The organism is Streptomyces sp. SID13726 (assembly GCF_010548375.1).
GTDB lineage: Bacteria > Actinomycetota > Actinomycetes > Streptomycetales > Streptomycetaceae > Streptomyces.
The window spans coordinates 467,033-491,930 of sequence record NZ_JAAGLY010000003.1 but is presented as its reverse complement, the minus strand read 5'-3'; the positions used below and the strand labels follow the sequence as shown (position 1 = coordinate 491,930).

The following is a 24,898-nucleotide window of genomic DNA, read 5'->3' as shown; positions in this document are numbered from 1 at the left end:
GTCGCGATGGCGATCCGCACTTACGGCCCCAATGCCGTCGACTGGGAAGAGCGCGTCGACCTGGACCGGCTGCGCAGGCAGCGGCTGGCCCGGCTCCACGACACGCTGAACCGTTCAGAGCTGGGCGCGGTGCTCAGCTTCGACTTCGCCAACATCCGCTACATGACCGCCACGCACATCGGCACCTGGGCGATGGACAAGCTGATCCGCTTCGCCCTGCTGGTCCGCGGCGGCGAGCCGATCGTCTGGGACTTCGGTTCCGCGGCCCGCCATCACCAGCTCTACAACCCGTGGCTCGACTACAGCGACGGCAAGGACGGCCCGCCCACCGGAGCCCGCGCCGGCATCTCCACCCTGCGCGGCGCCTTCCACCCGGACGCCGGGATCGCCGAGGACGTCGCCAGGAAGATCGCCGGCGAACTCCGCGCCCACGGCCTGGCCGGCGAACCCCTCGGCATCGACGTCGCCGAGATGCCGGTCCTCGCCGCCCTGCGCGCCGAGGGCATCGACGTGGTCGACGGCCAGCAGGTCTTCCTGGAGGCCCGCCGCATCAAGACCGGCGACGAGATCTCCCTGCTCGCCCAGGCCTGCGCGATGGTCGACGCGGCCTACGAGGAGCTGTACGGCTACCTCCGCCCCGGAGTCCGCGAGAACGAGTGCGTCGGCCTGGTCAGCAAGGTCCTCTACGATCTCGGCAGCGAGTACGTCGAAGGCGTCAACGCCATCTCGGGGGAACGCTGTTCACCCCACCCGCACGTCTACAGCGACCGCCTGATCCGCCCCGGCGACCCCGCCTTCTTCGACATCCTGCACAGCCATCTCGGCTACCGCACCTGCTACTACCGCACGTTCGCCGTCGGCAGCGCCTCCCGCGCGCAACGGGACGCGTACGTCCGCTGCCGTGAGTACATGGACGAGGCGATCTCCCTGGTCCGGCCGGGCGCCACCACCGCCGACATCGTCCAGGTGTGGCCGCGCGCTGAGGAGTTCGGCTTCGCCGACGAAACCGCCGCGTTCGCCCTCCAGTACGGCCACGGGGTGGGCCTGTCGATCTGGGAGAAGCCCATCTTCAGCCGACTGGTCTCCCTCGACCACCCCGAAGTCCTCGAAGCGGGCATGGTGTTCGCCCTGGAGACCTACTGGCCCGCCGCCGACGGCTGGTCCGCCGCCCGGATCGAGGAGGAGCTGGTCGTCACCGCCGACGGCTGCGAGGTCATCACCAAGTTCCCTGCCGAGGAACTCCTGGTGGCGGGCCGCAAGTACTGGACGGTCGGCGGCGAGCTGAACACCGCCCGGGAGGCGCAGTCCCACCTCAACACGGGGACCGCGGACGGACACCGGGGGACCGCCGATGGACAGCGCTGAACTCCTCGCCCGGTACGAGCAGATGGCCCTCATCCGCCGTACCGAGAAGGCCGCCCACGACCTGTTCCTCCAGGGCCTGGTCAAGGGCACCACCCATCTCGCCGCCGGTCACGAGGCCGTCGCCGTCGGCGCGAGCGCCGCCCTGCGCGACGACGACTACGTCTTCGCCACCTACCGGGGCCACCACCACGCGATGGCCAGGGGCGCCACCCCCGAGGAGTGCCTCGCCGAACTCATGAGCAGGGCAACGGGGTTGTGCAAGGCCAAGGGCGGCTCCATGCACCTCACCAAGGCCGACGCGTTCATGCTCGGCTCCTACGCCATCGTCGGCGCCCACCTCCCGATGGCGGTCGGCGCCGCCTGGTCCGCGAAACTGCGCGGCACCGGACAGCTCGCGGTCGCCTTCTTCGGCGACGGCGCCACCAACATCGGCGCCTTCCACGAGGCCCTGAACCTGGCCGCCGTATGGAAGCTGCCCGTGCTGTTCGTCTGCGAGAACAACCTGTACATGGAGTACACGCCGATCGCCGCCGTCACCTCGGTACCCCGCCCGGCGGCCGACCGGGCGCCCGCGTACGGCATCCCCGGCGAGGTCGTCGACGGCAACGACGTCGTCCTGGTCCAGGAGGCGGTGGCACGGCTGGCGCGGCGGGCCCGGGCCGGAGACGGGCCCGCTGTTCTGGAGGCCGAGACCTACCGCCACTTCGGTCACAGCAGGGCCGACCCGGCGACCTACCGTCCGGCCGAGGAGGTCGAACGCTGGCTCAAGCACGACCCGTTGGACCTCGCGCGGGGCCGGCTGGTCGAGGCCGGTGTGGCCGAGGAGACGCTCACCGCGGCCGACGCTCGCGTGCGGACGGTCGTACAGGAGGCGATCGAGGCCGCGAAGAACGCGCCGCCCCCCGATCCCCGCGAGGCGTTCACCGACGTATGGGCCGACGGAGGTGCCGCATGGCGGACGTGATCACCTATCGCGAGGCCGTGGCCGAGGGCATCGCCCGGGAGATGCGGCGGGACGCGTCCGTCGTGTGCCTCGGCGAGGACATCGGCGAGGCGGGCGGGGTGTTCAAGACGACCGCCGGGCTGTTCAAGGAGTTCGGGCCCGAGCGGGTGTGGGACACGCCGATCTCCGAACAGGCCATCGTGGGCGCGGCGATGGGCGCCGCGATGACCGGGATGCGGCCCGTCGCGGAGATCATGTTCTCGGACTTTTTGGCCTGTTGTTGGGACTACCTCGCCAATGAGATACCCAAGGTGCGTTACATGACGGGCGGTCAGGTCACCATGCCCCTCGTCGTGCGCACCGCCAACGGCGGCGGGCTCGGTTTCGGTGCCCAGCACTCGCAGGCCACGGAGAACTGGGCCCTGACCGTCCCCGGGCTGAAGATCGCGGCACCCGCCACGCCCGCCGACGTGATCGGCATGATGGCGGCCGCGATCCGCAGCGACGACCCGGTGGTGTTCTTCGAGCACAAGGGGCTGCTGGCCTCGAAGGGCGAGCCCCCGCCGCCCGGCCACGTCGTCGAGCTGGGCCGCGCGGCCGTCGTGCGCGAGGGCGCCGACGTGACGCTGGTGGCGCTCGCCTCGATGGTGCCGGTCGCCCGGAAGGCCGCCTCGGTGCTCGCCGAGGAGGACATCGACGTCGAGGTCGTCGACCTGCGCTCGCTGGTGCCGCTGGACACGGCCACCGTCCTCGCCTCGCTCGGCCGGACCTCCCGGCTCGTCACCGTCGAGGAGAACCCGTACCAGGGCGGCTGGGGCGCGACCCTCGTCTCCGTCGTCGCCGACGAGGGGTTCGGGCTGCTGGACGCGCCGCTGCGCCGGATCGCGGGGGAGTGCGTCCCGCTGCCCTTCGCGGACGCGCTGGAGGAACAGGTCATCCCCACCGTCGACAAGGTCGTGGCGGCCGTCAGGAGCCTCGCCGCGTACTGAACACCCCTGAGGAGGAAGCGCGATGACCCATCGGACACTCCTTCGTGCCGGGCACGTGCTCTCGATGGACCCCGCCGTCGGGGATCTGCCGAGGGGCGACGTGCTCATCGAGGACGGGAAGATCGTCGCGGTGGACCGCGAGATCAGCGCGGACGCCGAAGTCCTCGACATGACGGGCCGGATCGTGATCCCCGGCTTCGTCGACACCCACCGCCACACCTGGGAGGCCTCGATCCGCAACGTGGCGCCCGACGCCACCCTCGACGACTACTTCGTCGACATCCTCGACACCTTTGCCCCCCTCTACACCCCCGAGGACGTCTACGCGGCGAACCTCGCGGGCGCCCTGGAATGCCTCAACGCCGGGATCACCACGCTCGTCGACTGGTCCCACATCAACAACACGCCCGAGCACCCCGACGCGGCGATCCGGGCCCTGAAGGAGACCGGAATCCGCGCCCAGTACGCGTACGGCAGCGCCAACACCTCCCTCGCCGACTACTGGTTCGAGAGCAAGATCGCGATCCCGGGCGACGACGTACGCCGTGTCCGCTCCGAGCACTTCTCCTCCGACGACGGCCTGCTCACCCTGGCCCTCGCCACCCGCGGCCCCGGCTTCTGCGTCAACGACGTCGTCACCTCCGAATGGGCCCTCGCCCGTGAGCTGGACATCCCGATCACCGTGCACGTGGCCATGGGACGGCTCGCCGGCCGCTTCGGCATGGTGAAGCAACTCCACGACCTGGGACTCCTCGGTCCCGACACCACCTACATCCACTGCTGCTACCTCAGCGAGGAGGAGTGGCGGCTGGTCGCCGACAGCGGCGGTACGGTCTCCATCGCGCCGCAGGTCGAGACGCAGATGGGGCACGGCTGGCCGCCGGTCATGAAGGCCATCGAGCACGGCCTGCGCCCCTCGCTCAGCATCGACGTTGTCACCACCGTGCCCGGCGACATGTTCACCCAGATCCGCGCGGCCTTCGGCGCCGAGCGCGCCCGCGTCAACGCGGACAGCTGGCAGGCCGATGTCCCGGTCCCCGATACCATGTTGACGGCACGTCAGATGCTGGAGATCGCCACCCGCAACGGCGCGCACGTGGCCGGCCTGGAGGACCGCACCGGTTCACTGACCCCCGGCAAGCGCGCAGACATCGTGGCGATCGACGCAACCGCCCTGAACGTGGCGCCCGTTCACGACGCCGCGGCCGCCGTGGCCCTGAGCGCCGACGTGTCCAACGTGGAGACCGTCATCGTCGACGGTGTCGTCCACAAGCGCGACGGCAGGCTCACGGCCGACGTGGCCCGGGCCCGGCGCCTGGTCGAGGAGTCCCGTGACCGGCTGCTGGCCGCGAAGGAGGCCAAGGCGTGACGCTGCACCTGGTGCGCCGCGCGGCCGACGTCCCGGAGCCGTCGTACGACGAACACGGCTACCGGCGACGGGAGTTGGTCGGCGAGGCCGACGGCAGCTCGCACACCGGTTTCGGGGTGTGCGAGCTGCGGCCCGACGGGATCATCGCGGCCCATGTGCACTCGTACGAGGAGAGCTTCCACGTCCTCGACGGGAGCGTGGTCCTCGATGTGCCCGAGGGGTCGTATCTGCTGGAGGAGGGCGACTACGGCCTCCTCCCGGCCGGGGTCCCGCACGCCTGGCGCGGCGCCGGGGACGGTGTCGCCCGCTGGGCGGACATGCTCGCGCCGGTGCCGCGGGCCCGCTACGGGTACGACACCCAGGCCGTCCCCGCGTGGCCCGTGCGCCCGCCCGTCCGCGTCGACGTCCGTGACCCGCGCACCCGGTCCTTCGGGCACTTCGAGCCCGCCCAGATGGACCCCGGCAAGCAGTCGCAGGACCTGCTCGCGGTGTCGGCGAGCATGCGGACCGCGCTGCTCGTCTACAGCGGGATCACCGTGAAGATGATGGTCGACGGCGACCTCGGCGCGGTCGCCTCGACGATGTTCATGGTGCAGTACGCGCCGGACGGCGTCGCCGGCACCCACGACCACCCCTTCGAGGAGACCTATCTGTTCCTCGAAGGCGAGGTGGACGCGGTCTTCGACGGCACGCGCTACCGGCTCGGGCCCGGCGACTGCGCCTGGGCGGGCGCCGGTTGTGTGCACGGCTTCGCCAACGCCGGTGACGGACCGCTGCGTTGGCTGGAGACGCAGGCGCCGCAGCCGCCGGTGCGGCACTCGTACCGGTTCACACGGGACTGGGACTACCTGAGGGAGGCGTCCGGATGAGCGGCGTGGTGGTGATCGGCGGAACCTCGGGCATCGGGCGGGAGTTCGCCCGGACCCGCGCGGAACGCGGCGACGAGGTGGTGATCACCGGGCGCGACGCCCACCGCACCGACACCGTCGCCAAGGAGATCGGCGCCCGGGGTCTCGCCCTCGACCTCGCACAGCCGCACGGGGTCGCCGCCGCGCTGAGCGACGTGGGACGCGTGGACCACCTGGTGATCGCGGGCATCTCCCGCGACGAGAACCGGGTCACCGCGTACGACATCGACGCGGCCGTGCACCTCGTGACCCTCAAACTCGTGGGGTACGCCGAGGTCGTGCACACCCTCTGGCCCCGGCTGCACGACGACAGCGCGATCGTGCTGTTCGGCGGCCAGGCCAAGGAACGGCCCTACCCGGGGGCGACGACGGTGGCGACCGTCAACGCCGGGGTGACCGGGCTGATGCACACCCTCGCCGTCGAACTCGCCCCCGTCCGCGTCAACGCGATCCACCCCGGGGTCGTGGGCGACAGCCCGTACTGGCGGGCCAAGCCGGAGGAGGTGCTGGCCGGGCTGCGGTCCAGGACACCGACCGGGCAGCTGGCGACCGTGGCGGACGTGGTGGACGCCGTGGACTTCCTGCTGCGCAACCGGTCGGTGAACGCGGTGGAGTTGAGCGTGGACGGGGGATGGCTCCTGGGGTGAGGCCGGGGCGCTGAGCCCTTCGTGCCGTTCAGCGCTTGATGCCGACCGCGCCGTACAGCGAGATCGGCTCGCCCTCCTCCGCCTGCTCGGGACGCCACCGGGACAGGGACACGATCCCCGGCTCCAGCAGGTCGAGTCCCTTGAAGAGACGGGCCACTTCGTCGTGGGTGCGGGCCACCAGCGTGACCCCGCTCGCCGTGTACGCCGCGATGCCCGCGTTCACCTTCTCCGGGTCGAAGTCCGCCGTCATCGCCGACAGCACCAGACAACTGCCCGGCGCCAGCGCCCCGACCAGGGTGTCCACCAGCTCCTGGGCGCCGTCGTCGGCGGCGATGAAGTGCAGAAGCGCGACCATCGACAGGGCCACGGGCTGCTCGAAGTCCAGGACGGCGGAGGCCCCGCGCAGGATCCGCTCCGGCTCGCGGGCGTCGGCCTGGAGATAGTGCGTGGCCCCCTCCGGGGTGCCGTGCAGCAGGGCCTCGGCGTGGGCGAGGACGATCGGGTCGTTGTCGACGTACACCACGCGCGCGTCCGGCACCGCGGACTGGGCGATCTGGTGGAGGTTGGGCTCGGTGGGGATGCCGGAGCCGATGTCGAGGAACTGCCGGATGCCCGCCTCCCGTACGACGACCCGCGTGGCCCGCTCCATGAACCTGCGGTTGGCCCGCGCCTGCCGGGGCGCGTCACCCCGCGCGGTGATCTGCCGGCCCAGCTCCTCGTCGACGGGGTAGTTGTCCTTGCCGCCGAGGAACCAGTCGTACACCCGGGCAGGATGCGGTCTGCTCGTGTCGATCCGACGGCGGGCCGACTCGGTCCCGGTCACACTCGGCTCCTCTGCTCGACAATGTGTGCGAGCAGTGTGCCACGATCACCCCGCCCGGCGGAGGCTGTCCTCGATCGCCTCTTCGTCCCGTCCCGCGCGCGCCAACGCGGCGGCCAGGACGGCCGGTTGGGTGTCCCCGGCCGGCGTCCTGGCCCAGTGGGGTCGTCGTACGCCCGTCGTGCCGGCGACAGTCGCCGCGGCTCAGCGCTCGCCCGGGGTCACGGCCTGAGCGGGTCGTGACCGACGGACATCAGCCGGTGCCTGCGGAGCGTCTCCTCGGCCTGCGGTTCGTCCCCCGCGTCGGCCTCCGCGGTGACGGTGTCCACGACCTCGTACATCACCTGGATGTCGTCGTCGGTCAGGTCCGTCCGCCGCTTCTGGAGGATCGCCAGGACATGCTGTCCCGTCGGCTCGCCCGCGTGCTCCGGCAGCGGCTCCGCGGACTCGTCGGCGTCGCTCACCCGCAGCCAGGCGGCCAGCTCCTGCGAGGTCATGTTCACCGCGCGGTGGAAGTCCTCCCACAGCGCGTCGAGTTCGAGGGCGTCGGTCATCGGGTGCGCCTTTCCACGGGTACGGCGTGCCGGTCAGTCCCGGGGCCAGTTCTCGGCCTCGAACATCCAGCGCTGCTTCTCCAGTTCGGCGGTGATCCCGATCAGCAGGTCCTGGGTGACCGGATCGGCCTTCTCGGTGGTCTCGATGCGCTCGCGGAGCCTGCCGATCGCCGCGTCCAGTGTCTCGGCGACCAGCCGGACCACCTCGTCGTCCCGGATCCAGCCGTTCTTCGAGCCGGGCAGGGTGTAGGCGGCGGCGATCGTCTCCGGCCGGCCGTCGGGCGGCAGCCCCAGGGCCGCGGCGCGCTCCGCCACCGTGTCGGAGAAGGCGCGGGCCGTCGACACCACCTCGTCCAGCTGGAGATGGATGGAGCGGAACCGCGGGCCCACGATGTTCCAGTGCGCCTGCTTCCCGATCAGCGACAGCCCGATCAGATCCACCAGGGTGCTCTGAAGGGCCTCCCCGGCCGTCTCGCGGGCCGAGTCGGACAGGGCGCTCTTCACCACAGTCATACCGTGCTCCTCCTTCGGGCAGGGCCAGTGTCGGTACGGAGCAGCGCGCGCAGACACGCTTCGGGGAAGAACAGCTCGGGGTCCTCTCCCGCACAGGCCGCTCGACGCAACCACTCCATGGGGGCGCGGGTGCCCAGGGCGTACTGGTGCAAACAGGGGTGGCTCAGCGGGTGAGCACGCCCTCCAGGAAGTCCGTCACGTCCGCGAAGACCTCCGCCCTGTTCGTCTCGTTGAACACCTCGTGCCGGGCGCCGGGGTAGATCCTTTCGGTGGACCGCCCGCCCCTGATCTCCTCGACGCCTACACGGCTCCCGGCGAGCGGGACCAGGCGGTCGTCGTCGCCGTGCACCCACAGCAGCGGGAGCGGGCCGAGACAGCCGCCCTTGGACACGGTCTCCAGGGTGCGCGCGAACGCCTCCAGCGTCGGCCGCTTCATCGGCCCGTGCCACACCAGGGGATCGGCCACATAGTCGGCGCCCACCCCCGGGTCCCGGGAGAGCGAGGCCGGGCTGATGGGCGTGTCGGGGATCTCGTCCAGGGCGAGCAGCGCCCCCGGCAGCTCCCAGGCGCCGATCACCGGCCCCGACAGCACGAGCGCGGCGAGCTCGTCGCCGTAGCGCTGGGCGAAGCGGGCGGCGACGAGGCCGCCCATGGAGTGCCCGACCATGACGAGCGGTACGCCGGGGTGGATGCTCCGGGCCAGGTCGGCCACCGTGTGCACATCGGTGACCACGTCCTCGAAGTCCTCGATCAGGACCCGCTCGCCCGCCGACCTCCCGTGGCCGACGTGGTCCGGGCCGAGGACGGCCGCGCCGTGCGCCGAGAGGACGCCGGCGAGCTCCTCGTACCGGCCGATGTGCTCGCCGTAGCCGTGCACCAGGAGGGCCACGTACCGGGGCCGGTCGTGGGGCCACTCGCGGACGGTGAGGGAGCCGCGGGTTCCTGCCAGGGCGTGCTCGGCCATGTCTCCTCCAGCTGCGCTATAGTCCGAAACTAGCGGTGCTAATTAAAGCTGTTCGGTCCCCCTCCGGCGACGGTCAGGAGTCCAGTCGTGCGTCCCGTCCACTTCGCGGCCGCCCGCCGCACCCCCATCGGCCGGCTCCGCGGCGCCCTGTCCGCCGTACGCCCCGATGACCTCGCCGCCACCGTGATCCGCGGACTGGTCGCCGACGTGCCCGCGCTCGACCCGGAGCGTATCGACGACGTCTACTGGGGCGCGGCGAACCAGGCGGGCGAGGACAACCGCAACGTCGCCCGCATGGCCGCGCTGCTCGCCGGACTGCCCGAGTCGGTGCCCGGCGCCACGGTCAACCGGCTGTGCGCCTCCGGCCTGGAGGCCGTGACGACCGCCGCCCGCACCATCGCCGCGGGCGAGGCGGACATCGTGCTCGCGGGCGGCTCCGAGTCGATGAGCCGCGCCCCCTTCGTGCTGCCCCGCCCCGACGAGACCCTCCCGCACCGCATGGAGACCTTCGACACCCGGCTCGGCTGGCGGCTGGTCAACCCGGCGATGAAGGACCTCCACGGCCTGCTGCCGATGGGCGAGACCGCCGAGGAGGTCGCCGGGCGCTACGACATCTCGCGCGCCCGCCAGGACGAGTTCGCCCTGCGCAGCCACCGACTCGCCGCCGAGGCCCGCAAGAACGGCCACTTCGACGACGAACTCCTCCCGGTGGAGCGGGCGGACGGCGTGGTCGTGGACAGCGACGAGTGCATCCGCGAGGACACCTCGTACGAGAAACTGGCCCGCCTCAAGCCGGTGTTCCGCTCGGGCGGCACGGTCACGGCGGGCAACGCGTCACCGATGAACGACGGAGCGGCGGGTCTCCTCCTGGTCAGCGAGGAGGCCCTGGAGGAACTGGGCCTGGAGTCCCTGGGACGCTATGTCGCCGGTGCCTCGGCGGGCGTCCACCCCGACGTGATGGGCATCGGCCCGGTCCCCGCCACCCGCAAGGCCCTCGCACGCGTGGACTGGAGCGTCGACGACATCGAGGAGGCCGAGTTCAACGAGGCCTTCGCGGCCCAGGCGCTCGCCTGCGTCGACCGGCTCGGCATCGACCCCGACCGCGTCAACCCCACCGGCGGCGCCATCGCCCTCGGCCATCCGCTGGGCTGCTCGGGCGCCCGCATCCTGACGACCCTGCTGCACCGGATGCGCAGGACGGAGGCGGCACGAGGGCTGGCGACGATGTGTGTGGGAGTGGGCCAGGGGAGCGCGGTGCTGGTGGAGCGGGGGTAGTGCGGGCCCCCGGCGCTCGCCGACGCAACAGGACCACTCGGCGAGACGGCACTTACCAGGGCGGTTACCTGCATCTAGCATCGGTCTCCGCATGGACACGATGACGCTCTGGCACATTTCCGGTGGGGAGTTCGCCGCGCTCGCCGCCGCGGCCCTGCTCGTCGGCTTCTCCAAGACAGCCGTCAGCGGGGCCAACACGGTCAGCCTCGCGATCTTCGCCGCCGTACTGCCCGCCCGCGCCTCCACCGGCGCCCTGCTGCCGATCCTGATCGCCGGGGACGTGCTGGCGGTGCTCACCTACCGGCGGCACGCCCACTGGCCCACCCTGTGGCGGCTGTTCCCGGCTGTCGCGGTCGGCGTGGTCGCGGGCACGCTGTTCCTGGAGTGGGCGGACGACGGGATCGTCCGGACCTCGATCGGCGCGATCCTGCTGTTCATGGCCGGCGTGACCATGTGGCGCCGCCGCAAGGCCGGGACGGAGGAGGAACCCGACTCGGTCGGCACCCGCGCGGGCCGCGTCAAGGCCCGTTCCTACGGCGTCCTCGGCGGCTTCACCACGATGGTCGCCAACGCCGGCGGGCCGGTGATGTCGATGTACCTGCTCTCGGCGGGCTTCCGGAAACTCGGCTTCCTCGGCACCTCGGCGTTCTTCTTCCTGATCGTCAACGTCTCCAAGGTGCCCTTCAGCGTCGGCCTCGGCCTGATCGACGGCCACTCGCTGCTGCTGGACCTCGCGCTCGTGGCGTTCGTCGTGCCCGGCGCGTTTTTGGGCAAGTGGGCTGTGAACCGGATCAACCAGCGACTCTTCGAGCAACTGGTGATCGCGGCGACCGTGGTGGGCGGCGTACAACTCCTGCTCCGCTGACGCCCACCCGGTGCTCGGGAGGTCACAGGGCGCCTCAGGACGTCGTAGGCCGCTTCAGGCGTCTCAGGCGTCTCAGGACGCCGAGCTGCCGGTCAGCTCCTTCGCCCGCTGCGGGAGTCCGGTGCCGAGGTCCTCCACCAGCAGGCGCTTGGCGATCGTGTCCACCGCGGCGCGCAGGTCCGTGCCCGAGGGACGGCCGATGTCCTGCCGCACCCGCTCCTCCAGCCAGGACCCCCACGCCTTGCCGATGACCCGTGCCTCACGCGCGCCCGCCTCGGTGTGCGAGAGGAGGGAGCCGTCGCGGGTCAGATAGCCCTCGTCGACCATCCGGTCGAAGACCGGCAGCAGCACCTCGGGCGGCAGATGGCGGCGGGCGGCGATCATGCCGAGGCTCGCGTGGCCCACCATCCGGGTGTGCAGTTCCACCTGCATCACCGCCCAGGCCCCGGCGACGTCGAGCCGGGTGTCGGAGTCCGCCATGATCCGGCGCGCGGTGTCCAGGTCCGTGCTGCCGATGATCTTCCCCACGGCGGTCTCCAGCACCCGCTGCGAGTTCGCCCCCGACGGTGACGCGAACCCCTCGCCCATGTCGGTCGAGCCGGCCCGCGCGCTGTCGCGCAGCTGCACCTGCTTGAGGAACAGGGCGACGACGAACCCCAGCCCGGCGACGGGCACGGTCCACAGGAAGACGGTCTGCAACGTGTCGGCGTACGCGTCGATGATCGGCGCGGCGACGGCCGACGGCAGCCGGTGCACCCCCTCCGGACTGGTCGCCGCCTTGGCGACGGCGGCCGGGTCGATGCCGTCGCCCGCCCGTACCGCCGAGGCGATGCCGTCCTTGAGGTTGGGCGTGAGGGAGTTGGTGTAGATCGTGCCGAAGACCGCGGTGCCGAAGGAGCTGCCCAGCGTACGGAAGAAGGTGACGCCGGAGGTCGCGGTGCCGAGGTCGGCGTACTCGACGGTGTTCTGCACGGCGATCGTCAGCACCTGCATGCACAGCCCGATGCCGGTGCCGAGCACGAACATGTACAGCGACTCCAGCCAGGCGCCCGTGGACGGCCCCATCAGGGACATCAGATACAGGCCGACGCCCATCACCAGGGACCCGGCGATCGGGAAGAGCCGGTAGTGACCGGTCTTGCTCACCACGTTTCCGCTCGCGACCGAGGCGATGAGAAGGCCGATCACCATGGGGAGCGTGCGGACACCTGAGACGGTGGCCGAATCGCCGTCGACGTACTGGAGATAGCTCGGCAGGTACGTCATCGCGCCGAGCATCGCGAAGCCCACGATGAAACTCAGGATCGAGCAGACCGTGAACACCGGGTTGGCGAACAGCCGCATCGGCAGCATCGGTTCGGCCGCCCGGGTCTCCACCCAGCAGAACAGCCCGAGCGCCACCACCCCGCCGATGAACAGGCCGATGACGACCCCGGAGCCCCATGCGTACTCGTTGCCGCCCCAACTCGTCGCGAGGATCAGCGCGCTGGCGCCCACGGCGACGAACGCGATGCCCAGGTAGTCGATCACGGGCCGGGTCGCCGACTTCACCACCGGGATGGTGCGGGCGGCCGCCGCCACGACGACGATCGCGATCGGGACGTTGACGTAGAACGCCCACCGCCAGGTCAGATGGTCGGTGAACAGGCCGCCCAGCAGCGGCCCGATGACCGTGGCGACCCCGAACACGGCGCCGATCGCGCCCTGGTACTTGCCGCGCTCGCGCAACGGGATGACGTCGGCGATCAACGCCATCGCCGTCACCATCAGCCCGCCCGCGCCGACGCCCTGCACCGCCCGCCAGAGGATCAGCAGCGTCATGTTCCCGGCGAGACCGCACAGGAACGAGCCCGTGATGAACACGATCGCCGAGACCTGGAAGACCACCTTGCGGCCGAACATGTCGCCGAACTTGCCGACCAGCACGGTCGAGACGGTCTCCGCGAGGAGATACGCCGTCACCACCCACGACATGTGCGCGGCGCCGCCGAGGTCCGACACGATCGTCGGCAGCGCGGTGCCGACGATGGTCTGGTCGAGGGCGGCGAGCAGCATGCCGAGCATGATCGTCACGAAGACGACGTTGCGGCGGCGCGCGTCCAGCACGGGGGGCTGGGAGGCGGCGGACGGTGCGGTTTCCTCGGCGACGGTCACAAGGGCACGATCACATCGCTGGGCCATCCGTGCATGCCGGGGGGTCCGGGTGGGTGCCGGGGCGCGGTGCGTGGTCGTGGTGGGGTGGGGGAGGAGCCGTGGGCCCGCCTCCGAGCGGGCCGGGCCGTCCGTCTGGCCAGCGCCGCAGCCGGGGTGCCCGTGCCGCCGCGTCCACGCGCGCGTGGCCCGTCTCCACCGACTCCGCCAGCTCCCGGGCCCAGCTCGTGAGTGCCCCGAGATCCATCCCGTACGGCCGCTGCTGCCCGGCCTCCGCCCGCCACTCCTCCACGGCCCCGGCCCCGCGCCGCAGCAGCCGGGCCCCGCCCGTGACGTTGCCCCGCGCCGCGTGGGTCAGTCCCACGGCGAGCTGGGCCAGCCCCCGCCACAGGGTGCGCTCCTCGTCTGGGCCCGCTTTCCAGGCGTCCTCGAAGACCTCGTGCGCGTGGAAGGGACGCCCCGCGTCCAGCAGTTCCTGGGCCTCGGCCACGGTCTCCTCGGGGGTGCGCAGGACGCCCTCCGGCTGCCGGGCGACCCCGTCGGACCCGTACGGCAGCGGCCGCCCCAACCCGTCCCGAGGCCGCGCGTTCCGCGCCCGCCCCTCGCCGTCCCGGTCCCGCGCGTCCGCCTGCCGCCCTGACGATGTACTGGCCATACACCGATTGTCCCGCGCCCGGCACCGGCTTCGGAGCCGCCCCCGGCGTGGGGTAAAGTTCCCTACGCGCGTTCCCGCGATCCACCGTGGGGCAGCGCACCGGGACGTGGCGCAGCTTGGTAGCGCACTTGACTGGGGGTCAAGGGGTCGCAGGTTCAAATCCTGTCGTCCCGACTTTACGAAGTCGCGGGTCAGGGGTCGTTTCAGAGGAGATCTGAAACGGCCCCTCGACGTTTTCGGGAACCGTCACTTGACGTTTTCGGGAACCGTCCCTTGACGTTTCGGGGACCGTTCGGAGGCCAGGCGAGCCCCTTCAGGCCGGGCGACTGCGGCCGGCGCTCCCGGCGCCGTCGTCCGCCGCGGACGCGTCCCGCCCCGCCGCCGGTGCGAGCCGCTCGGCCGCGCCCTCCACCAGCTCCAGGTCGGCCTTGGTATGGCCGATGGCCGCGTCGAGGAGGAGGGACACCAGCGGGTCGCCGGTGTGGGTGCGGCGCAGCCGGGTCAGCCCGGCGAGTTCGGAGAGATAGGTCTGGCGCTGTGCCGCGACGAACGTGTCCAGGGCCTCGGCGCCGAGCGCTGAGGCGCCGAACAGCTTCAGGAACAGCTCGTCGCGGAACCCGCCGGTGCGCACCCACGCACTGGTGGCCCAGTCCCGCACCTCCTGCCGCCCGGGCGGGGTGAGCCGGTAGAGGGTCTTGTCGGGCCGGTCGGGCTGGGCCACCTGGGACCGGGTGACGAATCCGTCGCGGACCAGCCGGTCCAGGATCTGGTACAGGTGGCCGATATTGAGGCCGCCCCACTGCGGGCCGATGGCCTCCTCGAATCGGCCCTTGAGCTCGTACCCGTGACTCTCCCCCTCGGTCAGCAGGGCGAGCACGGCGTGGTGCAGCGGCAAATTTACACACCTCCTGGATTGTGACAATGTACCGCTGCATTGTCCCAATGTAGGAGGACGGCAGTGGGTGTGAGGTTGAGGGGCGTCACGCGCCGGTATCCGGGGCTGGTCGCCCTGGACGCGGTCGATCTGGAGATAGGCGACGGCGAGGCGGTCGCGGTCACCGGCCCATCCGGTTCCGGGAAGTCCACCGTGCTGCACCTGGTCGGCGGCATGGACCGGCCGGACGAGGGCTCGATCGAGATCGACGGCACGGAACTGACGGCACGCCGACTCGACGCGCACCGGCGCCGGATCGGGTTCGTCTTCCAGCGCTTCCACCTGCTGCCCGCGCTCACCGTGCTGGACAACGTCCTCGCACCCGTGCTGCCCCGCCGGGTGGACTTCGACCGACGCGCACGCGCCATGGAACTCCTGGAGGCGGTCGGCCTCGCCGCCCGCGCCGACGCGCTGCCGTCCGAACTCTCCGGCGGCCAGCAGCAACGGGTCGCCACAGCAAGGGCGTTGATCAACCGACCGGGCCTGCTGCTCGCGGACGAGCCCACCGGCAACCTCGACAGCGCGACCGGCCGCGAGATCATCGACCTGCTGCTCTCCCTGCGCGAGCGCTACGGCATGACCCTGCTGCTCACCTCCCACGACCCCGAAGTCGCCGTGAGCTGCGACCGGATCGTCCGGCTGCACGACGGTCGGATCGTCGCCGACGAGCGACTCGACCCCGACGAGGACGTGTTCGACCGGCTCGGAGGGCTGCGCCCGTGATCGCCATGATCCTGTCCCAGCTGTGGCGCCGCCGCTCCCGCGCCCTGGCGCTCGCCTCGGGCATCCTGGTCGCCGCCACCAGCTTCACCCTGCTCACCTCGACGGTCACCACCAGCCAGGCCCGCACCACGGGCCTCGTCGAGGAGAGTGCGCGTTCCGCCTACGACATCCTGGTCCGCCCGCCGGGCGCGGGCGACGAGGTCGAGAAGGCGCAGGGCCTGGTCGAGGCCAACTTCCTGTCCGGCATCTTCGGCGGCATCACCCTCGGCCAGTACGAACGCATCAAGTCCCTCACCGGGGTCGAGACCGCCGCACCGGTCGCCAACGTCGGCCACCTGATGGTGCAGAGCACGGTCCCCGTGGATGTCTCCGCCTTCCGCGACAGCGATGTGCCCGCCCAACTCCTGCGCCTCACACCTAAGTTGAAGGCCGGACTGGGCAGCTACCCGATGGCCGACCAGTACGTCTACCTGACCCGCAACCCGATCGTCACGTACAAGACGTGGAACAAGGCCGAGACCATCTGGCCCGACCTCCAGCACGAGATCGCCGACGACAAGAAGTACGCGGTGTGCTGGTTCTACAACGAGGACAAGAAGGGGGACACCTTCGACAGTCTGGGGGAGCGGCTGCCCCAGCCGCTGTTCGTGTGGAACCCCGTCCCCAGGACGGCCTTCACTCCCGACGCCCGTTCCCGGATGACCTGCGTACCGGGCGACGGAAAGGCCACGGCGCGGATCCCGGTCGCCTACCCGGTGCTCCTGTCGGCGATCGACCCGGTCGCCGAGGACCGGCTGGTCGGTCTGGGCGGCGCGGTCACCTCCGGCCGGATGCTCACCGACAAGGACAAGCCCTTCTGGGGGCCCGACGCCTTCGACCTGAACCCGGTCGAGTCCGAACGGCAGCACGACTACCAGGTCCCCGTCATCCTGAGCAGCCGCACCCTCACCGCCGGCGCCCTGACCGCCACCGTCCAGCGGCTCGACGTCAAGGATCCCGCCGCCCTGCCCGCCGAGCTGGCGAGCCCGCGGGCCCACGACTACGTCAACGGCCTGCGCGGCAGCGCCGCCGGCGAGGTGACCGCCGATCTCGGCGCCGGCTTCCGCACCATCACCAGCGGCGACGACTTCGAGGTGCCCCTGTACTGGACCGTAGGCCCCGTCGACTACCGGGCCACCGAGGACGGCCTCACCGTGCGGACCCGCTCGGCCCAGCCGCGAGACCTGTGGCGCACCAACGTCGAGGACGACCTGGTGCCGAACGTCCCGGAGGAGAACACCGGCACGCAGTTCCGCGCGGTCACCGCCCACGCGGCCACCGACTGCATGGCCTTCAAGACGTGCGTGGGCAAGGACGCCGGGCGCGGTCCGACACCGGTCCTGAACATCGTCGGCCGCTACGACACCGACCGGCTGCGCGGCTTCTCCACCCTCTCCCAGGTGCCGCTGGAGACCTACCGTTCCCCGCAGGTCGTCGGCGCGGACCAAGCCTCCCGCGCGGCCCTCGGCGACCAGCCGCTGCGCCCCGACCGGAACCTCGGCGGTTACCTCAGCCCGCCGCCCACCCTGCTCACCACCCTCGACTCGCTCTCCGTCATCACCCACAGCCGCCGAAAGCCCACCGCGCAGGAGAAGGCGCCCGTCAGCGCCATCCGCATCCGGGTGGCAGGAGTGACCGGCGTGGACCCCGCCTCCCGCGCCCGCGTCAACTCGGTCGCCGGCCAGATCCGCGCCGCCTACCCCGCGCTCCAGGTGGACGTCACCGTCGGCAGCTCGCCCGCCCCGCAGACCGTGGCGCTGCCGGGAGGCGTCAAGGTCACCGAACACTGGGTCGCCAAGGGGGTCGCCCTGAGCATCCTGCGGGCCGTGGACACCAAGAGCGCGGTGCTGTTCGGGCTGGTCCTGGTGGTCTGCGGGCTCTTCCTCGCGCAGGCGGCCCTGGCCTCCGTACGCTCGCGCCGCACCGAGATCGGCACCTTGCGCTGCGTCGGCTGGAGCGCGCCGGAGATCCTCCGGCTGATCCTCGGCGAACTCGCGGTGATCGGGCTCGCCGCGGGCACGCTCGGCGCCCTTCTCGCCTACGGCCTGGGCGCCCTGCTCGGCCTGTCCACCTCGGTGGCGAAGGCGGCCCTCGTGCTGCCCGTCGCTCTGCTGCTCGCGCTCACCGCGGGTGTGCTGCCCGCCTGGCGGGCGACCCGGGTGCAGCCGCTGGACGCGGTCACACCCCCGGTCACCGCCACCCGCCGGGCGGTCGCCGTCCGCTCGGTGGCCGGTCTCGCGCTGCGCAACCTGCTGCGCGCCCCCGGCCGGACGGTGCTCGGCGCGGCCGGCCTGGCGCTCGGCGTGGCCGCGTTCACCGTGCTGCTCTCCCTCACCCTCGCCTTCCGCGGCGAGGTGGCCGGCTCGCTGCTGGGCAACGCCGTCGTCGCCCAGGCCCGCACCGCCGACTACCTCAGCGTGGCCCTGTCCCTTGTGCTCGGCGCGGCCGGCGCCGTGGACGTGCTGGTCCTCTCCCAACGCGAGCGCGCCGCCGACCTCGCCGTCCTGAGCGCCACCGGCTGGTCCCACCGCGAACTCGCCCGCCTCGCCCTGTACGAGGGCGCCGGCCTCGCCCTCCTGGGCGGCCTCACCGGAGCCGCCGCGGGCCTGACCACCGTCCTGACAATCGGCCAGGGACTCTGGGCAGACCGACTGCCGGCCCTGGCCGGCGCAGCACTTCTGGCAGCCCTGGCCGGCGTCACCCTGGTCTGCGGCGTACTCTCCTTCCCGATCCGCGCGATGTCCCGTATCGCGCCGGCTCAGCTGTTGGCGAGGGAGTGAACGGCGGTTGCACGCACCCCCGGACCCTGGCCGATCCTGGAGTGACACGGAGGAAAGCTCGATCTCCGGGCTAGAAGGCCGCCGTCCGGTCCTCGCTGCGTGGGTCGTTCACCTGGTGCTCGGTGTAGATGCCCGCGCGTGCCTCACGGCGCCACGGGCGGCCGTAGGTCACCGCGTCGGCGGCGGCCTCCGAGCCGGCGTCGAGGTGGGCGATCGCGACCGATGGCGAACCGTCGGCCGGGCATCGGGCGAGCCAGTCGCCGTTGGGTGCGACGATGCCGGAGGGGGCGGTGGGGCTGTGCTGGGAGGGGACGGACATGCTGACCCAGTAGCTGTTGACCGTGGCGTGGCCCTGGGCCTGGGCGGCGGTGTTGCCCGGGGTGCCGCTGGTGGAGAACAGGACGCAGTCGACGTCCGACTTCTCGTACTCCGCGAACAGTTCGGGGTAGTGGATCTCCATGCCCAGTAGGCAGCCGAAGCGTGTGCCGTCGACCTCGAAGGTGACCGGTGAGACGCCCGGGGAGTACATGTACGAGACCTTCGTCTTCGACAGCAGGCGTTCGTCGTAGCGTGTGACGACCTCGCCCCGGTCGGAGAGGACGTAGAGGCTGTTGTGCGGGCGATTCGGGCCGGTCAGGCGGTGTACCGATGCGATCACCGTCCACAGCCGCAGCTCGCGGGCCAGCTCGGTGATCGCGGCCAACTCCGACTGGAGCACCGGCCATTGGCACCGGTCCCAGTCCGCCGGGCCGACCGTGTCGGGGCCGTCGACGGACATGACGAACTTGCTCGGAAAGCAGAGCGCGCCTTCCGGGAAGTGCACGAGCCGCGCTCCCTGGGCGGCGGCCTCGCGCATCAGAGCGCGGACCTCGCGCCCGCTCTCGCGCAGCGCCTGGACGTCTCGGGGGTCGTCGCGGACCGGGGTCTGCGCCACGGCGAGCCGTACGGTGTTGGGATTCCTTGCTTCCGACATGACGTCTCCTGATGGAGTCGGAAGGAAGTGCCGCAGGGCGGACGTATAGGACTCGCCGGTCTTGGCGGCGCGGGCACGCACCTGGCGTTTGAAGTTCCTACGGGCTGTCATCGCGGCCTTCCACGCCCTGAGCGACAGTTCCCCGGCAACCTCGCCCGAGGCGATCGGGCTGCGACAACGGCCTGAGACGCTGGTCCCTTTGCCTCCGGTGGGAGACCGTGCCGGGGACGGTCGCGGGAGGTTCGGCGTAGGCCACGCAGTCGGCCATCATGCCGTCGCTCGCGGACCCCGTCAAGATCCCTACTGCCCTGCCGTCCCCGTCCGTTGGTTCACAGGCTGCTGAGAAGCGCCAGGCGTTCGGCGCTCGTGGAGTTCGGGTCGGCGTAGTAGACGACGATCAGTTGGCGGGCCTGTGGGCGGATCATCTTCTCGTAGCGCAGGTCGAGTTCGCCCACGAGTGGGTGGTCGAGGCGGGTGAGGCCGGTGTCGCGGCGGCGGACCTCGCGGCGGGTCCACAGAGTGCTGAACTGCTCGCTGGCGACGGTGAGTTCGCCGATGGTCTCCAGCAGCTCAGGGTCGGCCTGGTCCACGTCGATCATGGCGCGCAGTCCTGAGACGGCCTTCGCGGTCATGTCGTCCCACTGCGGGTAGAGGCCGCGCATCTCGGGTTCGAGGAAGGCGGCCCGCAGGGGACTCTGGCCGACGGCGAAGAAGGGGCACAGGAGTACGGCCAGCCGGTTCGCGGCGACGACTCGTCCGCCGGGGCCCTGGGCGTAGGCGGGGGTCTGCGGCCAACTGTCCAGCAGCGGTTGCAGATCGCCCTGGTTCGTACGGGTGCGGCTGCGCGGCCTGCGAGGAGGTGGCGCGGGGTGGGCGAGGCGGTGCAGGTAGGCGACGGCGTCCTCGTCGAGCTGGAGGGCGCCGGCCAGTGCGGTCAGGATGTGGTCGGAGGGGTTGAGGTTGCGGCCCTGTTCCAGGCGCAGGTAGTACTCGGGGCTGATGCCGGCGAGCTGGGCGACCTCCTCGCGGCGCAGTCCGGGGACCCGGCGCCGTTCGCCGGCGGGCAGCCCGGCCTGTCGCGGGCTGATCGATGCGCGCCGGGCCCGCAGGAACTCGCCCAGGGTGTCGGCTGTGTCGCGTGCCATGCCGTCGACGCTAGCCGTTCAGCAGGCCGAGTCGGACCAGGCTCCGCGCGGTGGCCACGACCGCTTCCTCGTTGGACCGCGGGGACCAGTCCAGCTCCTTGCGGGCCTTCGCGTTGGAGGCACGGCGTACGACATTCAGCTGCGGCACCGTCTCGCGCAGCGCCGGGTTCACCATGGCCAGCAGACGCAGCAGCCAGGCCGGTGCCGAGCCGGTGGGCACCGCCGCGGCGGCCTCGCCCAGCTCCGCGCGCAAGGCCAGGGCGATGTGGTGGAAGGAGATCGGCTCGCCCGCGAGCGCCAGGTAGCGCTGTCCGGCTGCCTGCGGTGCCGTCAGGGCACGTAGGTGCAGGTCGGCCGCGTCGCGTACGTCGACCGTGTTGGTCCAGATCGGCGGCGCGGCCCGCATCCGGCCGGTGAGCATCGCGTGGACGATACGGATCGACGTGGAGAAGTCAGGCCCGAGGACCGGACCGAAGATCCCCACGGGGTTGACGACCGTCAGCTCCAGGCCGCCGCCCTCGCGCTCGACGAAGTCCCAGGCGGCCCGTTCGGCGATCGTCTTCGACTTGACGTACGCGGACACCCCCGGCCCGTCGCTCCTGGTCCAGTCGTCCTCGCCGAACGTCCGTGCGGTCCGGCCATGGCCGTAGCCCACCGCGGCGAAGGAAGAGGTCAGCACCGTGCGCCGCACCCCCGCGTCCCGGGCGGCCCGCAGGACCCGCAAGGTCCCGTCACGGGCCGGGACGATCACCTCGTCCTCGTGCTTCGGCCCTGCCCCGGGAAACGGCGAGGCCGCGTGCAGGACGTGGTCGACTCCCGCCACGGCCCGCTCCCAGCCCCGGTCGGAGGTCAGGTCCGCCTCTACATAGGAGACGCCATCCGCGTGCGGGGCTTCGGCCACGGCGAGCATCCGCTCGACGTCAGGACGCCGGGCCAGGGAACGGACCGTGGTCGTGACCGTGTGCCCGGCGGGCAGGAGTCGCGCGATCAGGTGGGAACCCAGAAAACCGGTTCCGCCCGTGACGAGTACATGTGCCATGCCTTCATGCTCGGCAGTCGGGCCGGTGGGTTCCAGATCCCGCCGATACCAGTACTCCCAGGGACAGGCTCAGCGACGCGGCTTGGAGACTCCACGGTGACGCCCCCCGCTGTCGTCCCGGCCATGCCGAACGGCGGGCCCGCCAGGAAGGACAGGCCCGCCGCTCGTCCCGGTCAGACCTCCTTGACCACCAGCCCGGCGTACGCGGCGCCCAGCCTGCTCGCGAGCTGTTCGACGCCGATCGTGTCGAGGCCCCGCTGCCCCGACAGCGCGGCTCCGGCGGCCGAGCGCGCGGTGGCGAAGAGCGCCCAGGAGTCGGCCGTGTAGGCGGTCCGGTCAGGGGAGCCCACCGCGGTCAGGGCGCTGCGGAGCGGTGTCGTGTCGACCCGTCCGTCCACGTCCCCGGAGAGCGCGGTGAACGCGTCGAGGACGATCTTTCCCGACCTCAGGGTGAAGGTCGCCGTGTGCCTGCCGTCGGACAGGCCGCGGAGCGAGTACGTCGCCTGGCGTTTGTCCGTGGCCGTGGTCCTCGCGGCGCGGGCGACCGGGTGGCCGTCCACGGAGACGTCGAGGACCGCGCTTCCGTCGTTGCCACCGATGACGTCGATGCCCGTGCCGCGGAACGGGACGGTGACGGTCGCGCCGGCGGTCGTACTCGTCGAGGTCGACCGGTACCAGTTCATCGCGTCGCCGAGGGAGGCGTTCCGGCTCCAGGTGCCGCCGTAGGAGACCGAGTTGTCCATGTTGTCGGTCAGCGTGGTGGCGTACGGGGTGAAGCCGGCGACCTTCTCGACCTTCAGGTCGTCGAACGCGGTCCGGTGGAAGTCGGTGCCCAGCTTGACGCGCCCGCCCGTCACCGGTACCGGGTCCTGGTACGTGGTGACGGCCTGTCCGTCGATGTACGCCGTCACGGACGCGCCCTTCGCCTCGACCGCGAGGCGGTAACCGCTGGACGCGGCGACCGTTCCGGTGCGCAGGGCGGTGCCGTACCGGTAGAAGGTCCAGTTCCCCGCGGGGCCGATCCCGACGCTGTACGCGGCGTCCGTCGCGGCCATGCCCTTCTGCTGGCGTACGCCCAGGGTGGCGAGGCCGCCCTGCGGATCCGGGAAGGAGACGTCCACCGAAGCCCGGTAGTTCTCCCAACGGAAGTCGCCGACCGTGGTGTTGGGGGTGTTGCGGTTCCAGGCGCCGGTGTCCTTCATGGACTGGTCCAGGTACTGGTACAGCACGTTGTCGCCGTCGGCGTCCTTGCCGATCTCCCACGCTCCGGTCTGGTCGACCAGGTAACGTGGCTGGTTGCCACGGGACTTGAGGTATGGCTGGGACACCGTGCGGGCGCCGTCGTCCGCGCCGACCCGGACCCGGCCCTCCTCCTCGTACCCGAAGTCGTCGGCGTACAGGACTCCGTCACGGGTGTCGTGCCGTTTGCCGGTCGCGTCGGTGTCGAGCACCGTGCGGTCCCCGGACTCGGGCAGGCGCTGCTTCGTCGCCTTGTCGCGGCTGCGGTCGAGCGTGGTGAAGGTGACGATCGAGCGCGGCTTCACCGTGTAGGTGTAGACACCGTCGCCGTCGGGGCGGATCTGGGCGGCCAGGTGCTTGAAGTTGGCGTCGTACGCCTGGCCGGGGTCCGCCGCGCGGGTCTCCCAGACCTCCATCGTGGGGTCGCCACCCAGGTCCATGTTCTCGGCCCTGATTCGGTAAGTCCTCGTCAGATCACTGTCGTTGACGGCGATCGTGGAGAAGTCCCTCTTCTTCGGGTCGGCGAGCGTCATGTAACTCGGGGCGCCGTTCGAGCCGTCGACGTTCTCGGTACCGCTCACCCCGCTGTAGCTCGCCTCCGGCACGGTGCGCCAGATCCCGGCCGTGTTGGCGGAGTTCTCCCAGCCGGTCCTCGCGAACTGGGTGAAGTGCTGCATCACGTACAGCGCGGCGTCGTAGTGGATGTTCCCCGACCACGGATCGCGGGCGCTGACCAGCTCCTTGTGGCTGTACTGGGCGCCCTCGTAGAAGGCCCCGATCGCCGGCTGGAAGATGTAGTGCGTCCGCTTGGAGTTGGCGTAGCTCTTCACCGAACGGTTGGCGAGGTCGAGCGCGCTCTGCACCCCGCCGATCCCGGTGCTCGCGCCGCCCGGGCCCTCGGTGTTGGCGACCCGGTGGTCCGTCCAGCCGAAGGAGCCGACGCCCTCGCTGTACCAGACCTCCTTGTCCTGGCCCGAGGCGGCGGTCGCCAGCTTCGTGTAGGGCCGGTACGTGGCGCTGTCGGGGGCACCGTCGAGCCGGTCGTCGGTGGTGTAGTGGTAGCCCACCGCGTCGACCATGCCGAAGAGTTCGGTGTCCGTGAGCATCGCGGGCCCGATGTTCTTCGTGGTGTTCTCGTCCGAGGCGACGATCTTGATGGCGTGGTACGCCTTCGCCGCCGCCTTCTGCTGACGGGGCGTCAAACCGTAGCGGACGTCGGTGAATTCGGTGTCGCTTGCCAGCGCGTTCTTGTACCACTTGATGAAGGAGATGTCCGGCTTGGTGGTCTCGTTGGTGTCCGGATCGACGTAGTCGACCATGTACCCGTACTTCTGGTACGCGTCGAGGATCGTCTCCTTGTACCACTTGTACATCTCGTCGGTGCCGGTGCCCTTGTTCCACTCGGTCTGCACCCACTGGGGCATGACCCAGCGCAGGATCGAGACCTTGAGGTGCGGGTTCACCGTCTTGGCGTCGGCGGCGAGTTGGAAGCCGGGGGAGCGGGACGCGTCGGCGAGTTCGTCGGCCGTGCGCATGGTCGCCGGATCGGAACCGGTCGAGGTGTTGGTGTCCGAACCCATCTCGACCTTGACGTGGTTGATGAGCGGGTTCCGGCCGCCGAAGAGCACCCGGACGAGTTCCCAGTAGCGGTCGGGGTGCTCCGCCTTGTAGTCCATCAGCAGATTGCTCGTGCTGTTGCAGCTGAGCAGGCCGAGGCCCTTGTAGGTGAGGCCGTTCACGTTGTCGGCGCGTACGTCGTTCCCGTCGACCACGACCTGCACGGGATCGTCCGCGGAGTGGGCGGCGGGTGCCGAGGTCACTCCTGCCGCCAGTGCCATGGTGGTCGCCGCGGCCAGCGACGCCCAGCCGAATCTTCGCTTCATACCCATTCGGGGGACCGTAGGTGGCAAGCGCTTTCTGCGTCAATCCCCTTGCGCCCCTTGAGAATTGGCTGCCCCAGGGGTTGCCACCCGCCGGAAAACGCGTGGACCGCGGACTCTTCGTCGCG

General features: G+C 71.2%; 21 protein-coding genes and 1 tRNA gene. 11 read left to right on the top strand and 11 right to left on the bottom strand.

From position 1 onward, the window contains the following. The first annotated feature begins 6 nt into the window (after positions 1–6). Genes G3I78_RS09510 through G3I78_RS09485 form a run of 6 tightly spaced genes read left to right on the top strand, consistent with a single transcriptional unit; the run spans position 7 to position 6,221 of the window. Positions 7–1,365 carry a M24 family metallopeptidase gene (locus G3I78_RS09510; protein ID WP_164422397.1) on the top strand — a complete coding sequence of 453 codons (1,359 nt, stop codon included), beginning with the start codon at positions 7–9 and terminating at the stop codon, positions 1,363–1,365. Beyond that, positions 1,352–2,329 carry a thiamine pyrophosphate-dependent dehydrogenase E1 component subunit alpha gene (locus G3I78_RS09505; protein WP_164422396.1) on the top strand — a complete coding sequence of 326 codons (978 nt, stop codon included), beginning with the start codon at positions 1,352–1,354 and terminating at the stop codon, positions 2,327–2,329. The genes G3I78_RS09510 and G3I78_RS09505 overlap by 14 nt, the downstream gene beginning before the upstream one ends. Further along, positions 2,317–3,297 (top strand): alpha-ketoacid dehydrogenase subunit beta, encoded by a 981-nt coding sequence (locus G3I78_RS09500; RefSeq protein ID WP_164422395.1) that lies wholly within the window; start codon positions 2,317–2,319, stop codon positions 3,295–3,297. The genes G3I78_RS09505 and G3I78_RS09500 overlap by 13 nt, the downstream gene beginning before the upstream one ends. Positions 3,298–3,319: 22 nt before the next feature. After that, complete coding sequence (locus G3I78_RS09495; protein ID WP_164422394.1) at positions 3,320–4,666, top strand: amidohydrolase family protein; 1,347 nt, start codon at positions 3,320–3,322, stop codon at positions 4,664–4,666. Continuing rightward, positions 4,663–5,535, top strand: a complete 873-nt coding sequence (locus G3I78_RS09490; protein WP_164422393.1) for a cupin domain-containing protein — start codon at positions 4,663–4,665, stop codon at positions 5,533–5,535. Before G3I78_RS09495 ends, G3I78_RS09490 begins: the two co-directional genes overlap by 4 nt. Then, entirely contained in the window at positions 5,532–6,221 is a 690-nt protein-coding gene (locus G3I78_RS09485) for an SDR family oxidoreductase (protein WP_164422392.1), read from the top strand. The genes G3I78_RS09490 and G3I78_RS09485 overlap by 4 nt, the downstream gene beginning before the upstream one ends. Positions 6,222–6,249: 28 nt before the next feature. Here G3I78_RS09485 and G3I78_RS09480 read toward each other — a convergent pair whose 3' ends face one another. The 4 genes from G3I78_RS09480 to G3I78_RS09465 all read right to left on the bottom strand — a co-directional run bounded on the left by G3I78_RS09480 (position 6,250) and on the right by G3I78_RS09465 (position 9,072). Continuing rightward, the gene (locus G3I78_RS09480) at positions 6,250–7,044 is read right to left on the bottom strand and encodes an SAM-dependent methyltransferase (protein WP_164422391.1); all 795 of its coding nucleotides are present in this window, start codon (positions 7,042–7,044) and stop codon (positions 6,250–6,252) included. Positions 7,045–7,262: 218 nt separating this feature from the next. Next, positions 7,263–7,595, bottom strand: a complete 333-nt coding sequence (locus G3I78_RS09475; RefSeq protein ID WP_164422390.1) for a DUF3140 domain-containing protein — start codon at positions 7,593–7,595, stop codon at positions 7,263–7,265. A gap of 33 nt (positions 7,596–7,628) precedes the next feature. Further along, positions 7,629–8,108, bottom strand: a complete 480-nt coding sequence (locus G3I78_RS09470) for a DNA starvation/stationary phase protection protein (RefSeq protein ID WP_164422389.1) — start codon at positions 8,106–8,108, stop codon at positions 7,629–7,631. 163 nt (positions 8,109–8,271) lie between these two features. Continuing rightward, on the bottom strand, positions 8,272–9,072 hold the full coding sequence (locus tag G3I78_RS09465) for an alpha/beta hydrolase (protein WP_164422388.1): 801 nt from the start codon (positions 9,070–9,072) through the stop codon (positions 8,272–8,274). 87 nt (positions 9,073–9,159) lie between these two features. Here G3I78_RS09465 and G3I78_RS09460 point away from each other — a divergent pair, with 87 nt between their 5' ends. Further along, entirely contained in the window at positions 9,160–10,347 is a 1,188-nt protein-coding gene (locus G3I78_RS09460) for a thiolase family protein (protein WP_164422387.1), read from the top strand. A gap of 91 nt (positions 10,348–10,438) precedes the next feature. Continuing rightward, positions 10,439–11,212 carry a sulfite exporter TauE/SafE family protein gene (locus tag G3I78_RS09455; RefSeq protein ID WP_164422386.1) on the top strand — a complete coding sequence of 258 codons (774 nt, stop codon included), beginning with the start codon at positions 10,439–10,441 and terminating at the stop codon, positions 11,210–11,212. A 72-nt stretch (positions 11,213–11,284) separates the two neighbouring features. On the opposite strand, the gene G3I78_RS09450 is transcribed toward G3I78_RS09455, so the two are convergent. Then, positions 11,285–13,366, bottom strand: a complete 2,082-nt coding sequence (locus G3I78_RS09450) for an MDR family MFS transporter (RefSeq protein WP_164422385.1) — start codon at positions 13,364–13,366, stop codon at positions 11,285–11,287. 10 nt (positions 13,367–13,376) lie between these two features. Then, a complete protein-coding gene (locus G3I78_RS09445; RefSeq protein ID WP_164422384.1) occupies positions 13,377–14,018 on the bottom strand; it encodes a DUF309 domain-containing protein in 642 nt (213 codons plus the stop codon). A 100-nt stretch (positions 14,019–14,118) separates the two neighbouring features. On the opposite strand from G3I78_RS09445, the gene G3I78_RS09440 reads away from it, so the two are divergent. After that, positions 14,119–14,192 (top strand) — tRNA-Pro (locus G3I78_RS09440). A 139-nt stretch (positions 14,193–14,331) separates the two neighbouring features. On the opposite strand, the gene G3I78_RS09435 is transcribed toward G3I78_RS09440, so the two are convergent. Then, a complete protein-coding gene (locus tag G3I78_RS09435; RefSeq protein WP_164422383.1) occupies positions 14,332–14,913 on the bottom strand; it encodes a PadR family transcriptional regulator in 582 nt (193 codons plus the stop codon). A 63-nt stretch (positions 14,914–14,976) separates the two neighbouring features. Between G3I78_RS09435 and G3I78_RS09430 the strand changes: the two genes are divergently transcribed. After that, positions 14,977–15,675 carry an ABC transporter ATP-binding protein gene (locus tag G3I78_RS09430; RefSeq protein WP_164422382.1) on the top strand — a complete coding sequence of 233 codons (699 nt, stop codon included), beginning with the start codon at positions 14,977–14,979 and terminating at the stop codon, positions 15,673–15,675. A gap of 5 nt (positions 15,676–15,680) precedes the next feature. Next, positions 15,681–18,494, top strand: a complete 2,814-nt coding sequence (locus tag G3I78_RS09425; protein ID WP_203614784.1) for an ABC transporter permease — start codon at positions 15,681–15,683, stop codon at positions 18,492–18,494. Between the two features lie 70 nt (positions 18,495–18,564). Here the strand turns inward: G3I78_RS09425 and G3I78_RS09420 are convergent, their stop codons facing one another. The 4 genes from G3I78_RS09420 to G3I78_RS09405 all read right to left on the bottom strand — a co-directional run bounded on the left by G3I78_RS09420 (position 18,565) and on the right by G3I78_RS09405 (position 24,779). Next, positions 18,565–19,467, bottom strand: a complete 903-nt coding sequence (locus G3I78_RS09420) for a carbon-nitrogen hydrolase family protein (RefSeq protein WP_239157714.1) — start codon at positions 19,465–19,467, stop codon at positions 18,565–18,567. A 329-nt stretch (positions 19,468–19,796) separates the two neighbouring features. Next, entirely contained in the window at positions 19,797–20,612 is an 816-nt protein-coding gene (locus G3I78_RS09415) for a helix-turn-helix transcriptional regulator (RefSeq protein WP_164422379.1), read from the bottom strand. A gap of 10 nt (positions 20,613–20,622) precedes the next feature. Beyond that, entirely contained in the window at positions 20,623–21,651 is a 1,029-nt protein-coding gene (locus G3I78_RS09410) for an aldehyde reductase (RefSeq protein ID WP_164422378.1), read from the bottom strand. A 173-nt stretch (positions 21,652–21,824) separates the two neighbouring features. Further along, positions 21,825–24,779 (bottom strand): GH59 galactosidase, encoded by a 2,955-nt coding sequence (locus tag G3I78_RS09405; protein ID WP_239157713.1) that lies wholly within the window; start codon positions 24,777–24,779, stop codon positions 21,825–21,827. Between the last annotated feature and the right edge of the window lie 119 nt (positions 24,780–24,898).